Raw genomic sequence first — 16889 nt, 5'->3', positions numbered from 1 at the left:
ATGTTTAAGGAGAAATACTAAATGAATCAAAAGAAAGTTCATTATAATAAATCGGCTACTTCAAAAGATGTTGCAAAATTAGCAGGAGTATCGCAGTCATCAGTTTCAAGGGCATTTGGTAGTGCAAATGGAAAAGGTGTAAAACCTGAAGTAAGAGAAAAAATTTTCCGTGTAGCAGATGAAATTGGATATGTTCCTAATTTAGTTGCAAGAGGAATGATTAGTGGCAAAACAAATGTTATAGGATTGATAGTTGGTGATAATCTAGGTCCGTTTTACAACAGAATTATTAACTTATTCGTGGAAAAGATTCAAGAAATAGGTAAACAGTGTCTTGTTTTTAAGGTTCCTAGACAAGAAAGAATAGATAATATAATTTCAAGAGTAATTCAGTTTCAAGTGGAAGCTGTGATTATTACAGCTTCAGCTATGAATAAGGTAATGGCTGAGACATGTGAAGAAAATAATATTCCTGTGATTCTTTTTAATCGTTTTATACCAGGTATAAAAATAAGTACAGTTTATGTAGACCCAATTGAAGGTGGAGGAATGGCTGCTGAATACCTAATTGATAGGGGACATAAAAATATAGGATACATTCAATTTACAAGAGAAACAAGTGAGGAAATGGAAAAGAAAATTGGATTTTATTCTAAATTAAGACAAAACGGAATTCACAACCTTAAAGAAGAATCTGCAAATTATGATTATGATTCTGGATATGAAGCTGGAAAGAGAATGTTAGCATTATCAAATCCTCCAACAGCAATTTTTTGTACAAGTGATTTGATAGCTATGGGTGTAATGGATGCCGCAAGATTTGAGTATAAATTGAAGATACCAGAGGATTTATCAGTAATGGGATATGATGATATTCAGATGGCTTCATGGAAAAGTTATAGTTTAACAACGATTAGACAACCATTAGACTTATTAATTGGAAAAACGATTAATATACTTAAAATCTTATTAGAAGAAGATGATTGTGAGCCAGTAGTTGAAATGCTTAAGCCTGAATTAATTAAAAGAGATTCTACCATTTAGGATAAAATTATATTAAAAATATACTAATAATACTGTATAAACAAGAAAAGTATTCTTCAAATTCAAAATGAAGAATACTTTCTTGAATACTTGTGATTAATTTAGTAAACCTATATTTATAGTATATTTTTTTATTTATATTATTTGTTTAATAAAAGTCTCAATTTATTAAGTACAGATAATTTTATGCCACCACCTACTTGATATACTTTTTCTGAGTTTTTTTTATCTAATATATTTTCTTGCTCTTTATTTAAACTACTTGTGGCTATTACAACTGGCATATTTTCCTTTGAGGCAAATGGACCTACTGATAAAGCATCAATCAGATTATTTTCCTTAGCTAATATCACCCCATTTATGCTATTATCTTTATAGAAATGTTCAATAACACGAGCATTAGTTTCTTGTCTGTCATTTCCAGCAATTCTATTTTTTGATACATCATTTGAAGTTACATTATTAATTTGTTCAATAGCTTTTTGAGAGATTTTAGTTTCCCCACCTATAAAGTAAGAAGTTTTTATTTTTTTAGATTTAATATAATCATATGTATCTTTATCTAAACCATCTTTTTGTGTAAGTATTATAGGAGAGTTATTTTTTCCTGCTACTGATGAAATAGAGAGTGCATCAGCTTCTCCATCTCCAGCACTTACATATATTGTATCAATATTGTTATTACCAGACATTTCTTTAGCTATATTTAAAGACGTTTCATATCTTGATTTCCCACCTATTCTTTTTACATTCATAGATTTATTAACACCTTTTAGTTGGTTAACAACTGAATTGGATATTGAAGCTTCACCACCTACAACTATTACATTAGATGCTTTTAATCTTTTAATTTCATCCATTGTTGATTTATCTACATTATTTCCATTAGAAAGTAACATTGGTGCATTTTTTGTATTTGCAAGTGGAGTAGACGATAATCCATCTACTAAGTGCTTATCAGTACCGTTTACAAGTATTACAGTATTTGAAGTTTTCCAGCCTTCTTTAGATACTTTTACTGCTGTTTCGAATCTGTCATCTCCAGTCATTTTTTTAGATTTTACATTAGTGTCTAGATTATCCCATAAATTTACTCTATCCTCAGGAGCTACATACATACCATCATTCTTTGTTATATTATACGTTTTATAGAATTCTTCGAAATTTGATAAGACACGATTTACTCTTAAAGTATTTGGACTATGCTCATCTCCTGTAGAGTTCTTTGCATATTCTCTTGTGTATAATCTAATATATGACTTTGCATAACTCTTGAAGAACTTATCATAATTTGGATTTTCCATCTTTGATAAAATTCCCAAGGCTGCTCCTACACCACCTATATCTGCAATATTTTCACCTAAACTTATCTTACCATTTGCTTTTACACCTGGAGCTATTTCCCATCCATCATAGAAATTAACTACATCATTACAACGTTCTTGAAATTCTCTGTAATCATCCTTAGTCCACCAATCATGTTCTTTCCCACTTGAATCATATTTGGCTCCACTGTTGTCAAATGCATGAGAAATTTCATGACCTATTATTGCACCTATTGCACCTAGATTTTCTTCTCTTGATGCATTTGGGTCATATAAAGGTGCTTGTAAAATACCTGCTGGGAAAGTCATTGCATTATCATACATTCCATACACTGCATTTACAGTAAATGTTGCTAAATTAAATCTATCTTTTGGTACTACCTTACCTGTATCTTCAGCATCCTTTTTTAGACGTGCAAGTTTAAAAGCAGTTATATTATCAAAATAATTTCCACCATTTTCTTTACCTTTAATGTCTACATTTTCTGTATCAGATTCCCATTTATCAGGATAGCCAACTACAAATGTCATTTTATCAAGTTTTTTTATAGCTTCTTTTTTGGTAGATTCACTCATCCAGTCAAGTTTTTTAATTCTTTCTTTATATAATTCTACAAAAGATTTAATCATATCTTCAATATCTTTCTTTGATTTTTCAGGAAAATATTTCTCTACAAATAATTTTCCAAGATATGAATTGAACCTTTCTGATGTTAATACTGATGCATCTTTTTCAGTTATTTTACTTTGTGAAGCATCTGCACCAGGATTAAAATTTTCAGCCCAAACATTTAGATATTTTTGGTCTAAAAATTGCGCATTTTCTTCAGAAAGTTTTATTTTAAAAAGTGTTTTTAAAACTTCTAAATTATTATTAGTATATGCCTTATTAAATAGTTCTAAATCTTTTGGATTCATTAGCTTGATTTCTTTAGGAAGATTAGTATATCCAGCAGCAGTAAGCATTTTAGACAACTCTAAGTTTGGAATTTTTTCTTCCATCTCTTTTAAAGTCATCCTCTTATCAATATTTTCTTCACCTCCAGATACTTTTTTTACAAAGTTTATATACTCATCAACATGCTTACTAGCTTGTGCTTCACTTTCTCCACTTAAAATTAACAGTTTTTTAAAAAATGTTTTACTATTTTCTATTACTTCATCATTTGAATAGGAGCTAAATAAATGTGTATCAGCTATTGTTCCTATATATAAAGCATATTTTGCTTCACCTACATTGTCTTGCATTAAAGAAAGAGTAATCAAACCACCAGTTCCTATTTCTTCAAGTGATTTTTTTTGAATATCGCTAAGTTCTTTTACATTCTTTGCTTTATCTATAGCATCAAGATATTTTTTTATTGGTTTATTTCCAAGTTCATTTCTGCTTTTCATGTCTAGTATATTAAGATAGAAATCTTTAATCTTTTGCTCTTCACTACCTTTTTTATGATTCCCTTCTACTATCTTTTTAATAATAGAATTAATTTTTTTTGTGTTCTCATTTTCAATATCAACATAACCACCAGATACTGCTTCGTCACTTGGAAGCTTTGATTCTTCCAAAGACTTTTTATTTACAAAATTATAAAAATCATCTTTTGGATTGCTACCTTTAAATGCCCAGATACGTCTAACCATAGTATCAACTTCTCCTACAGTAATAACATCACTACCATGAAGTTTTTTGTCTTTAGTGTTAACCATAACTCCACCCTTTATTAAGTTATCTATATGAGACTTAGCAGAAACAGGGATATCTGTAAAACTTACATTTTTATCTGCCACTCTTTCATTTTGACCTTTTGGAGCTGATAAAGTTCCAAAAGCTCTACTTATCATGATAAGACCATCTAGTCTATTAACTTTTTGATTTTCTTTCTTTTCGTATCCAGACAGGATTTTCTTTTTATCTATATTAGAATTATATGATTTAGCTGATTGTAAAAGAAAATCAGCTAGTTGACTATATGTAGTACTACTAGTTTTAATTTCTTTTCTACTTTTAGATTGTGTTGTTTTTTCTGACTTTTCTATATTAGTATTACCTTGAGCAGTTTCTTGTGCCTGAGCAACTCCTGTAACTAGTGTAGTCATAACCATTCCTGTAGATATAATTTTTGCATTTAATTTTTTATTCATGATATTTTCCCCTTTTTATATGTATTATTTATGTGTTTAACATTTAAAATTTACTTTTTATTAGTGTCTTATATATTAGTCTATTGGTATTTATATACAAAACAATATCATAGTAATGTTAATCTTATGTTTACAGGAAGATAGCATTTATTATTAAGCATATAAATAAAAAGAGACAATCTCTAAATGATTCTTAAAATCAGATAAGAGATTGTCATGTTTACATTAAGAGATTATCATATTTACATAAGGATAAAGTTGTGTAGTTTTAATATACAAAAATCTAATTGCTATAGATGTAACTGATAAAGACAAATCACAAATATAGGATTTTGAAGAAAGGATAGAGTAGTCAGAGGCTATAAAATTAATGAAGAGGCTGTAGGTAAATTTGTTTTTACACAAATCTATCTACAGCCTCAAGACATATCATCTTAAAGTATTTTGGTACATTTTAAATATTGAAATTCTTTTTAAGATTAATTATTAATTTTAATGTAAGAATTATTTAAAATACTATCAAATTAATTTACAGCTTCTTTTCCTATTAAATCTTTTAATTCTTCATGAGTCATAGTTTCTTTTTCAAATAGGAATTTAGAAACAGAATGTAAATCTTCAAGATTATCCTTTAACATCTCTAAAGTTTCCTTATAACAACTTTCAACTATACGATTAGCTTCTTTTTGAATTTTATCACATAAGAAAGTCTTATCATTTCCATCAATAGTCATAAATCCTAAGTTACTCATACCATACTCACAAACCATTTGGTTAGCTATCTCAGTAACTTTCTTTAAGTCATCCTTTGCTCCCGTAGATTTATGATTGAATATTAATTCTTCTGATGCTTTTCCAGCAAGTAATATTTTTATTTTTCCAATCAGTTCATCTCTAGTATAAATATATCTATCTTCATCAGGTAATTGAAGAACATAACCTAATGCTTGTCCTCTAGGTACTATAGATATTTTTTGTATAGGACAAATTCCAACGATATCACTTACAAGAGCATGTCCAGCCTCATGATAAGCTACTATCTTTTTCTCTTTTTCAACTAATGAAGAGTTTTTAGATTCTAATCCTGCAATAACTCTTTCAAGTGCTTTGTCGAAGTGTTCTGCTGTAATATATTCACTGTCATCTCTAACTGCAAATATAGCTGCTTCATTTGCTATATTTGAAAGATGGGCTCCGTTGAAACCGTGAGTTTTTTTAGCTAAAAGTTCTAGATTTACAGATTTGTCTATAGGCTTGTCATCTGTATGTACCTTTAGAATTTCAAATCTAGTGTGATAATTTGGTGCACCTATATGAATGTGTCTGTCAAATCTTCCTGGTCTAAGTAAAGCTTCATCTAATAAGTCAAGTCTATTGGTAGCACCTATTATTAATACATTGGAGTCTTTATTAAATCCATCCATTTCAACTAAAAGTTGGTTTAACGTTTGGTCTTTCTCATTGTTACTTTCAAGATGTCTTTTTGCTCCTACAGCATCTATTTCGTCTATAAATATTATACTTGGAGCTTCTTTTCTAGCTTTTTCAAATAGAGTTCTTACCCTTTTTGCTCCTACACCTACGTATTTTTCAACGAACTCAGAACCTGTAACATTGAAAAATGATGAGTTTGTTTCACCAGCTACAGCAGATGCAAGTAATGTTTTTCCTGTTCCTGGAGGACCATAAAATAATACCCCTTTAGGTATTTTTGCACCCATTTTTTGATACTTTTGTGGAGACTTCATAAAATCAACTATTTCAAATAGTTCTTCTTTTACTTCGTCTAATCCAGCTACATCTCTAAATGTAGTTTTTGGTTTTGTAGAAAGTGAATCATCTGTTTGATTTTCTCTTTCCATTTTTGTCTGTGCAAAGACAGGAACTGGATTGTTAATTTTTTTAAAAAAGTTGTTTAGCATTTTCATATTCACACCTCAGGTAATTAATTATTGTTAATCAATTTTATATTTTCCATATTTACTATTTTTTATTATTTATTTTTTATGGAAAAAATATACATGCAATCTAAATAAAAATAAATTCATAAATTTAACTGAAAAAAGTCATTTATAAATATGTGCAAATTAACTTTATATACTAAAAAAATACGACAAATCAAGATAAAATTGAAATGATGAAAAAACCATAATATAGATATTAAAGGATGTAAAGTAAAGTATTCAGTATAAAATTGGCTAAAGAAGTGTTTTTAGGTATTTACTATATAGAGTAGTAGGATAATAAAAGATTTTAAAGTTGAAGTTTGAATTTTTTTAATTAAATTTTGAAAAATAAGAGCAAAATAAATAGTACAAGCATATAATAAGTATTAGGAAGAAATAATTAAATGCAAATACTATGTACCTTATAATAAATATATGTAGGTTTAAATAAAAAAGCAGTTAATTTAGTAAAAATTTATTAAACTTAAAAAAATAGTTGCAAAAAATTTGATAAAATGATATAGTAGATAGGGTAAGAATAAAACAAAGAAGAAGTCCGCTTCTCACCTTACGCCGATGGTTAGTAAGGTAAATATAAGTTAAAGCTTAATAGTAATTTAAGCTTGTTTAAATTTGGTAACTTATATTGCGGATGATTATGTCATCCGCTTTTTATTTTATATTTTATAAAAATTTTGGAGGTGTCCTACAATTAGCAAAGAATTAGCAATCAATGAACAAATAAAAGACAAGGAAATAAGAGTCCTTTCACCTACAGGTGAACAACTTGGAGTAATGCCTACTAAAGAAGCTCAAGCAATGGCTACTAGTAAAAACTTAGATTTAGTTCAAATCTCGCCAAATGCAAATCCACCAGTGTGTAAGATAATGGATTATGGAAAGTTTAGATATGAGCAAGCGAGAAAAGATAAAGAAGCTAAGAAAAAACAAAAGACTATAGTTGTAAAAGAAGTAAGACTTAGACCAGGTATTGAACAAAATGATTTAAATACGAAAGCTAATAATGCTATAAAATTCCTTAAAAAAGGGGATAAAGTCAAAGTTGAACTTAGATTTAGAGGTAGAGAACTAGGACATAAAGATATAGGTAGAGAAGTTATGTTAAAGTTTTTAGAGATAATAAAAGAGTTTGGAGAACCAACAAAAGCCCCTGCATTTGAGGGTAATAATATGGTTGTAATTATAGATCCAAAAAAATAGATGATTAACTGAGAGGAGGAATTTGTCATGCCTAAAATGAAAACTCATAGAGGTGCAGCAAAGAGATTAAAGAAAACAGGAACAGGAAAGTTAAAGAGAGCTAAAGCTTATAAAAAACATATATTAACTAAAAAATCTGCAAAAACTAAGATGAACTTAAGAAAATCAACTCTAGTAAGTGATGGAGATGCTAAGAGAATAGCACAATTATTACCATACTAGGATAGGATACGGATTATAAACAATAACTATAGAAGAGGGATATAAAAGGAGGTCATAACGATGGCAAGAGTTAAAAAAGCTATGAACGCTCGTAAGAAGCATAAAAAAATATTAAAACTTGCAAAAGGATTCAGAGGATCTAGAAGCAAATTATATAGACCAGCAAATACATTCGTAATGAAGGCATTAAAAAATGCTTATATAGGAAGAAAGTTAAAGAAAAGAGACTTCAGAAAACTTTGGATACAAAGAATAAATGCAGCAGCTAGAATGAATGGAATATCTTATTCAAGATTAATGAATGGATTAAAATTATCTGGTATTGAAGTTAACAGAAAAATGTTATCTGAAATGGCTATACAAGATCCAGATGGATTTGCTAAATTAGCAGAAGTTGCTAAAGCAAAATTAGCTTAGTATTAAATCATGATAAAAAAAGTCCTTGAATTATTTAAATAATTCAAGGGCTTTTTTTATTTTTTGAATATTATTTGTTTATATAAAATTTTTAATAAACTTGATTAAATATTATCAATATAATAATATTATCTTATTAATAATAATGAGGAGGTAGTATAATATGAATGATAAACTTATGGATTGCTTCATAAATCCAGTTAAATGCAAGTTGTTACTTGAGATTTATTCAAATAAGCAAACTACAGCAAAGCAATTAGCAGAGAAGTTTAAGGATATATCACAAGCTACACTTTATCGTTATCTTGATAAAATGTTAAAGGATAATATTCTAAAGGTAGTTGAAGAAAATAAAATACGAGGAACTGTTGAAAAGGTATATGCTGTTAAGTCAGATATTGATGATGATGCAAAAAAAATGATAAATGAAAACTCAGCAGAAGCATATGTACAGCTGTTTACTCAATATATGATGGCATTTATGAAGGAGTTTTATGATTATGCTAAAAGAGAAGAAAAAGATATTTTAAAAGATGGCTCTGTTTTTTCTGTCTGTCCAATATATGCGAATCTAGAAGAAATAACTGAAGCAGCTAGAAAGATTGGTGATATACTAGAACCTTTAAGAAATAACTCATCAGGAGAAGGACGCAAAATGCACTCTATAGGATTAATAATTGCACCTCCTAAAGAAGAATAAAGTAAAATTGTTGAAGTGCAGTGTAAACAATATATAAGCTAGTATGATTAAATAAAATATTGAGGGTAGTTTTAAAATAAAGATAGCAGTTTGATTTCTATATCAAATTGCTATCTTTATTTTAGCATGTTAAACTTTACATAAGTGATAAGTGATAAGTGATAAGTGATAAGTGATAAGTGATAAGTGATAAGTGATAAGTGATAAGTGATAAGTGATAAGTGATAAGTGATATTTTTATGTTAATTTATAAAATTTATATGATGAATTGATATAACGTGATATAGGTTATATTTAAGACTACAACAAAATATAAGTATATTCATAGTAATATAAGTATTTTATTTTAATCAAATTTTGGTTGTTAGGCAAGTTATAACTATATTCTTAGTAAAAGACAACGTTGTACTTTAGATAATAAATTATAGTACAAAAAATAAGTTTTGTTAGTATATATTGAAATGTATATCAAGCTGACATGTAAAGTGATATTATATATTTAAGGAAAAAATTACAATATCTATAGGCATATATTTAAAGCAAAGGGGTTGAAACATATGAGATTGATTACACGTTCTGATTTTGATGGATTAGTTTGTGGTGCATTATTAAAAGAAGCAGGTATTATTGATGATTGGAAATTTGCTCATCCTAAGGATTTACAAGATGGGTTGGTTGAGGTGACAGAAAATGATTGTCTTGCCAATGTACCATTTGTAGAAGGGTGTGGTCTTTGGTTTGACCATCATTCTAGTGAATTTGAGCGAAATGAGCTTAAAGGAAGGTATAGAGGCGAAAGTCGCATTGCTCCTTCTTGTGCAAGAATTATTTATGAGTATTATGGTGGAAATGAAAAATTTTCTCATTTTAATGAAATGTTAGAAGCAGTAGACAAAGTTGATTCTGGAAATCTTACTATAGAAGAGGTACAAAATCCAACTGGATGGATTTTAATTGGTTATCTTATGGACCCAAGAACAGGGTTGGGGCGTTGGAGAAACTTTACTATATCTAACTATCAATTGATGGAAAAGTTAATTGATGCATGTAGAACTTTAGATACAGAAGAAATTTTAAATCTGTCAGATGTAAAGGAACGTATAGAAGTTTATTTTGAGCAAACAGATAAATTTAAAGAAATGGTTGCTAAATACACACGTACAGAAGGAGATGTTATTATTTCTGATTTACGTGGAGTAGAGCCAATTTATACAGGTAATCGTTTCATGATTTACAGTATGTATTCAGAACAAAATATTTCTGCTTGGATTGTAAATGGAAAAGGTGGGAAAGGGTGTTCTGTAGCTGTAGGATATAGTATTTTAAATAGAACTTCAAATGTTGATGTTGGTAGTCTAATGCTTAAGTATGGCGGTGGAGGTCACAAAGCTGTTGGGACTTGCCAATTTAATGATGAACAAATAGACGAGTTACTTCCAATGTTGCTTGATGAACTTATAAATCCTAAGAAGTAATGCTCTAATTTATAAAGGATAGTATAAATAAAATAGAATTTCATTGTACCTTTTAACATAAGAAAGTGAAGTGGTACAATGAAGTTCCTATAAGCATGCATATTGAGGATGCTTACATATGCAACAATCATATCTGAGGATATAAAATTACTTTGTATTTCTATATTTTGAATATCAGATAAAATATAGGTAATACAGTCAAAAATACACAAGTCCCTTTATCAATTTTACAACCATTCTGGTTACTTAACTGTTCAAATAATATTTTATACTCGATTTTCTCTATATATTTTAATATCGCTACAATCTCATCATAGCTATCTGTGTTAAATAAAAGTTTGTTATTTGAAGTATCTATTTAAAGTTTTCTAATAGTATATTTAAATATATTATTAAGTATGTTTAAATACCATGACATAAGAAATGAAATGTATATCTTTAAATTATAGATATATTTACAGGTAATAATCTACTAGTCCAATGAATGTTGCTCATAATCCTATAACCTGCTATAGTTTAAAATAAAGCATGATATTAAATTTTATTATAATCTAAAAATTTATGAGGGGGGCTTTTATGAAAATAAAATTTATTATAATGGTATTGATAGCGTTTTTAGTGGGATTGCTTGTGGCATGTCAAAGTACTAAAAATAAAGAAACTAAAATAGAAGATACAAAAGTTAATGTATCAGATACAGAAGTAAAAATATTAGGAACAGGTGATTTGCATTCAGTTGTGACAGATTCTCTAGTTTCATATGTAAATGAAGAAAGAGCAAAGAATGAAAATATACTTATGGTAGATGCAGGAGATTTTTTTGGTGAACAAAGTAAAGAAATGTGGGAATGGACCTCTGGGAAAAAACTAGTTAATATTAGAGAGAGTGGTACAGCAGAATATGAAGACATAGTTAAGAATAGTCAAGATGAAGTACCTATAGTTAAAGACATGATACCATTGAGATATGATGCTGTAGTACTTGGTGATAATGAATTTATTTCAAATGATAAGCAAGGTCTTGATAAATTAGTTTCTGATTTTAAAAATAATAATATACCAGTAGTATCAGCAAATATATATGAACAATCTGGAAAAAACTACATACAACCATATGTGATGAAAAATGTTAAGACAGATAAAGGTGATGTAAAAGTAGGAATACTAGGTCTTACTATAAAAGAAGTGGGGAAAAGTTCAGGATTTGAAGATATTGAAAAAGAAACTAAATCAAGAGAACTTGGAGAGCAAGCTGAGTATAAAGGTAAATTATATGCAAATGATTTAGTGGAAGATGCAAAGAAATGGATAAAAGTGATGAAGAAAGAAAATCCAGATATAGTAGTTGCAGTTGTACATTCAGGGGAAGAATCTAAGAGTTCTGATAATACAGGAAATAGAATAAAGGAACTAGCAACCACAGTAGATGGAATAGATGCAATAGTAGCAGGTCATACTCATAAGAAAATAAAGCAACATACATATAAAAATAAATCTGGGAAAGAAGTAATTGTTACACAACCAGGTTCGCATGCAGATAGTGTGTCAGAGATTAGTTTTAAATTAAATAAGAAGAATGGTAAATGGGGTATAAAGGAAAAGGCTAGCAAATTAAAAATAGTTGATAAAGAAATAAATATAGTTGCTACTGCAGATTTACATTCACATTTTTCTGACAAATTATTAGTCAGTCTTGTTAATGAACGAAGTAACCCAATTGAACCTGTTGCAGTAGATGCAGGAGACTTTTTAGATTCTCAGACAGATGAAATGATTGAATGGTATAAAGAGTGGAAAGCTATAAGGGATAATAATACTGATACAGTAATTAGTAGATGTCCAATGGCAATAGCTATGCATAAGGGCATGTATGATGCAGTAGTACTTGGCAATCATGAGTTTGTATCCGAAAATGATGAATTTTGGGCAGATGAGCGTCTTTTAGATGCCGTTGTAGAGGATTTTGAACAGACAACAATTTCTGTATTATCAGCAAACATATATAAACAATCTGGACAAAACTATGTTAAACCATATGTCATACAAGATGTGGAGACAAATGAAGGAAATGTAAAAGTAGGAATATTGGGTCTTACGATAAAAGAGGTAGGTAAAGGTCTTAAAAATGTAAATTTACAAGAGCAATTTCAATATAAAGGTAAATTATATGCAAATGATTTAGTAGAAGATGCAAAGAAGTGGGTAAAAGTGATGAAAGAAGAAAATCCAGATATAATAGTTGCAGTTGTACATTCAGGAGAAGAGCCTAAAAATCCCAAGCATCCAGGAAATAGAGTAAAAGAACTAGCAACTACAGTAGATGGGATTGATGCTATTGTTGCTAGTCATACTCATGAAAAGATAGATGAACATGACTATAAGAATAAGTCTGGAGGTAAAGTTATAGTGACACAACCAGGTGAACATGGTAAATATTATTCTAAAATTACTTTTAAAGTGAAAAAAGAAAAGGGTTCATGGGTTATTAATGATAAATCTAGTAAAACAATTGAGGTTGAATAATTTTAGTATACTAGAGTAAGCCTTGTTTTGTAACTGAAAAATATCAAGAACTATATGTAGATTTATTTAAAAAGGAATTTACATATAGTTTTTTTAGTATAATAAACAGTACAAACTTATATAGTAAAGATAAGGTATAAGAGTAAATTTTATTATCATCAAAAAAATTAAGGGGGAGGCTTTTATGAAAATAAAATTTATTATAGTTACATCAATAATATTTCTAATAATATTATTAGTGGGCTGTGAAAGTACTAAAGATATAGAAATCAATATACTTGGTACAAGCGACTTACATTCAATAGTCCCAGAAAACCTAGTTTCTTATGTGCAAGAAGAGAGAAAATACGATGAAAACTTGCTAATGGTTGATGCAGGCGATTTTTTTGACATACAAAGTATTGATATGAATGGATGGTTTACTGGTCAAAAACTAGTACGATTTAATGATGGTATGCCGGAATTTAAAAAAATAGCTGAGCCACGTGAAGGAGAAGTTCCTATAGCTAAAGAAATGGCAAAATTAAAATATGATGCAGTTACATTTGGAAATCATGAGTTCGTTTCCAATGATAAGCAAGGTCTTGATAGGTTAGTTTCTGATTTTAAAAATAATAACATACCATTGGTGTCTGCAAATATATATGAACAATCTGGAAAAAACTATGTAAAACCGTACATAATGAAAGATGTCAAAACAGAAAAAGGGAATATAAAGGTAGGAATACTAGGGCTTACTATAAAAGAAGTAGGAGAACGTTCAAGATTTAAAAGCTTTGAGCAAGATAAAAAAGCTAGAGCACTTGAAGAACAAGCACAATATAAAGGTAAATTATATGCAAATGATTTGGTGGAAGATGCCCAAAAATGGGTAAAAATCATGAAAAAAGAAAGTCCAGATATAATCGTTGCCATTGTACATTCAGGTGAAGAGCCTAAAAATCCTAAAAACCCAGGAAATAGAATAAAGGAGCTGGCAACAACAGTAGAAGGAATAGATGCTATTGTAGCTGGTCATACACATGAAAAGATAGAGCAACATACATTTAAGAATAAATCTGGTGAAGAAGTGATAGTGACACAGCCTGGAGCTCATGGTGATAGTGTATCAAAGATTAATTTTAAGTTGGATAAGAAGAATGATAAGTGGTTTATAAAAGATAAGCATAGTGAATTAAAGGTATTTGGAAAAGAAGTAAATATAATTACGACATCTGGTTTACATTCAAATTTTTCAGATGAAATGGCAGTTAGTTTATTTAATGAAAGATATAGAGCTGTACAGCCAATCTTTATTGATACTGGAGATTTTTTTGATGCTAATACAAAAGAAATGACTAGATGGTCTAAAGAGTGGCAGTATAATACAAAAAAAGGTATTCATAAAAGAATAAACGAATGGCCTATTGTTTATCTCGGCTATGATGCTGTAGTACTTGGTAGTCATGAACTTCTATCTGAAAAAAATGATTTTGAAGAAAAAAAGTCTACATTGGATTCTATTATAGAAAACTTTGAGGAAATGAAAATTCCTGTTTTATCAGCTAATATATATGATGAGTCTGGAGAAAATTATGTAAAACCTTATATAATGCATAAAGTTGAGACTAAGGAAGGTGATATAAAGGTTGGAATATTGGGGCTTACTATAGATAAAGATGAAAAAAATACCAATGATTCGAGTTCAGAAAAAAATTCTAAAAAAACAAATAGATTATATACTAATGACTTAGTGAAGGATGCAAATGAGTGGGTAAAGGTTATGCAAAAAGAAAATCCAGATGTAATTGTCACAGTTGTACATTCAGATAGTGATAATATAAATTTAAAAAATCCAAGTAGCGAGATAAAAAAACTTGCTACTACAGTAGATGGAATAGATGCTATTGTAGTTGGGCATACCAAAAATAAGATAAAAGAACGTACCTATAAGAATAAGTCTGGAAATAAAGTTATAGTGACACAATCTAGTGAAGATGGAGAGTATTATTCAAAAATAAGTCTTGAATTAAGAAAAGAAAATGGGACATGGAATATTATCAATAAATATAGTAAGGCGATAAAAATGAAGTAGAACAATAAATATTAAGTGAGACAATAAAGATGAATTAATACAATAAATAAGTAAATTGATAAAGCAGTAAATCAATAAAAACAAAGCAAATTTATACCATAATTATACAATTAGGTACAATGTAATATTAGATTTATTAGTAAGAATATATTTATATAAAAAATATATTTGAATATAGTTAAAACACTAAAAAATAGTATACTAAGATGAAAGAGAAGAACCTTTATATTTGATGTTCTTCTTTTTTTCTATTTAAACCCCTTTTTTCTATTTACAAACCAGTAAATTTATCTATAAAGAATCGAATATATTTTTCCTTTACATTTTTTGTTTATTATAGTCTTTATACAGAGGCATTTGAGTTGGAATAAAAATTATAGGTTATAAATTTTTATAGAATATATAAACAAAGCAAGACACTTTAATATAATATGAGTGCTTTGCTTTGTTATTTTATACATGTAATTGTCTGTTATTTTTTATAAGTTTTACTTTTAATATTTTTCTACATACTTTTATTATTATATATACTTATTAGATAAATTTAATTCCATATATTGGATATACAAGCTATTATTTAAACATACTTATTATATGATATAATATTATAAGTATAATTAAATTAAAATATCTTAATAAAGGAGGAGATTAAATATTTGGCATCTATACAACAGTCTATTAAAGATTATATGGAGAAGTATTTCAATAAAAAATTAAACTTACAAGAAAGACTTTTTTATCTTTTTTGTTTTGCTGGAGTTGTTTGTTCCTTTTTAGCCTTTGTTGCAGCTCTTTTTAGTAATCTTCCTAGTATATCTGTATGGGGGAGTTTTTCTTGTTTTTGTATCATGTCAATATTGGCAATCTATTCTCTTAAAACACAAGATATTGATAGAGGGTGCCTAGTAATTAATATAGGACTTAATATATTCTTATTTCCAGTACTCTTTTTTATAAGTGGTGGAGTGGATAGTGGTATGATGTTTTATTTCTTGTTGGGAATATGTGTTATATCATTGACTCTTAATGGTCTTAAGAGAATAGTTATAATATTTGTATCTACACTTGTGTATAGTATATGTATATTTTTGGCATTTAATTACCCAAACTTAATTGTGTCTATAGGTGAATCTCGTGCATCAGATACGATAAGTAATTTTATTATAGTTTCATTGTTTTTATGTATAGTAATGATTGTGGTTTTACAAGAGTATTCTCATGAGCGTGATAAAGTATATAAATTGAACCAAAGACTTGAAAAGCAGGCAATTATAGATGATTTGACAAAGTTATATAATAGAAGATATTTAATACAATATATGTCCGATATATTAAAAAAACCATTGGAAGAAAGAATTATGTCCATTGTGTTATTTGATATAGATGATTTTAAAAAAATAAATGATAAATATGGTCATCTATGTGGAAATAATGTATTAATTCGATTTAGTGAGATTTTAATTGAAGAGGTTGGAAATGATGGAATTGTTTCAAGATATGGAGGAGAAGAGTTTATAGTGGTAATGCCTAGCTTTACTAAATCTAAAGCGGTTGAGGTAGCAGAGCGTATTCGCATACATGTTTCTAGTGACAAAAAATTATTTGATTTAGTGGACAAAATTACAGTCAGCGGTGGTGTAGAGGAGTATGTTGAAAATATGACTATGGAGAAGATAGTAAAAGGAGCTGATACAAAACTTTACATAGCTAAAAATAATGGGAAAAATAGAATTGTAAGTTAGAGAACGTTTGGTTTAATAGTGTCATCATAGTAGATGCATTTGCCATGATGACACTATT

11 protein-coding genes and 1 other annotated feature are annotated in these 16889 nt (G+C 28.6%); of the genes, 9 read left to right on the top strand and 2 right to left on the bottom strand.

Going from position 1 to position 16889, the window contains the following annotated elements; genetic code table 11:
* Window positions 1-21 precede the first annotated feature (21 nt).
* Complete coding sequence (locus JJC01_16895; GenBank protein ID UDN57824.1) at window positions 22-1044, top strand: LacI family DNA-binding transcriptional regulator; 1023 nt, start codon at window positions 22-24, stop codon at window positions 1042-1044.
* Between the two features lie 140 nt (window positions 1045-1184).
* Here the strand turns inward: JJC01_16895 and JJC01_16890 are convergent, their stop codons facing one another.
* Together JJC01_16890 and JJC01_16885 are read right to left on the bottom strand one after the other, a co-directional pair.
* Window positions 1185-4511, bottom strand: coding sequence for a cell wall-binding repeat-containing protein (locus JJC01_16890; GenBank protein UDN57823.1), 3327 nt, complete (start codon window positions 4509-4511; stop codon window positions 1185-1187).
* A gap of 524 nt (window positions 4512-5035) precedes the next feature.
* Window positions 5036-6439 carry an AAA family ATPase gene (locus tag JJC01_16885; protein ID UDN57822.1) on the bottom strand — a complete coding sequence of 468 codons (1404 nt, stop codon included), beginning with the start codon at window positions 6437-6439 and terminating at the stop codon, window positions 5036-5038.
* Between the two features lie 558 nt (window positions 6440-6997).
* Window positions 6998-7140, top strand: a sequence feature (ribosomal protein L20 leader region).
* 28 nt (window positions 7141-7168) lie between these two features.
* Between JJC01_16885 and JJC01_16880 the strand changes: the two genes are divergently transcribed.
* From JJC01_16880 to JJC01_16845, 8 genes are all read left to right on the top strand, one after another.
* Window positions 7169-7678, top strand: a complete 510-nt coding sequence (locus JJC01_16880) for a translation initiation factor IF-3 (protein UDN60201.1) — start codon at window positions 7169-7171, stop codon at window positions 7676-7678.
* 27 nt (window positions 7679-7705) lie between these two features.
* Complete coding sequence (gene rpmI / locus JJC01_16875; protein UDN57821.1) at window positions 7706-7900, top strand: 50S ribosomal protein L35; 195 nt, start codon at window positions 7706-7708, stop codon at window positions 7898-7900.
* Between the two features lie 60 nt (window positions 7901-7960).
* Window positions 7961-8317 (top strand): 50S ribosomal protein L20, encoded by a 357-nt coding sequence (gene rplT / locus JJC01_16870; protein ID UDN57820.1) that lies wholly within the window; start codon window positions 7961-7963, stop codon window positions 8315-8317.
* A gap of 163 nt (window positions 8318-8480) precedes the next feature.
* Window positions 8481-9017 (top strand): helix-turn-helix domain-containing protein, encoded by a 537-nt coding sequence (locus tag JJC01_16865; protein UDN57819.1) that lies wholly within the window; start codon window positions 8481-8483, stop codon window positions 9015-9017.
* Window positions 9018-9574: 557 nt separating this feature from the next.
* Window positions 9575-10492, top strand: a complete 918-nt coding sequence (locus JJC01_16860) for an exopolyphosphatase (protein UDN57818.1) — start codon at window positions 9575-9577, stop codon at window positions 10490-10492.
* A 576-nt stretch (window positions 10493-11068) separates the two neighbouring features.
* The gene (locus JJC01_16855; protein ID UDN57817.1) at window positions 11069-13015 is read left to right on the top strand and encodes a metallophosphoesterase; all 1947 of its coding nucleotides are present in this window, start codon (window positions 11069-11071) and stop codon (window positions 13013-13015) included.
* Window positions 13016-13199: 184 nt separating this feature from the next.
* Window positions 13200-15089 carry a metallophosphoesterase gene (locus JJC01_16850; protein UDN57816.1) on the top strand — a complete coding sequence of 630 codons (1890 nt, stop codon included), beginning with the start codon at window positions 13200-13202 and terminating at the stop codon, window positions 15087-15089.
* A 656-nt stretch (window positions 15090-15745) separates the two neighbouring features.
* Complete coding sequence (locus JJC01_16845) at window positions 15746-16831, top strand: diguanylate cyclase (GenBank protein UDN57815.1); 1086 nt, start codon at window positions 15746-15748, stop codon at window positions 16829-16831.
* Window positions 16832-16889 lie beyond the last annotated feature (58 nt).

Source organism: Clostridioides sp. ES-S-0010-02, from assembly GCA_020641055.1.
GTDB lineage: Bacteria > Bacillota > Clostridia > Peptostreptococcales > Peptostreptococcaceae > Clostridioides.
Note: the sequence above shows the minus strand (reverse complement) of the source record. Positions and strands in the feature narration are given on the sequence as shown.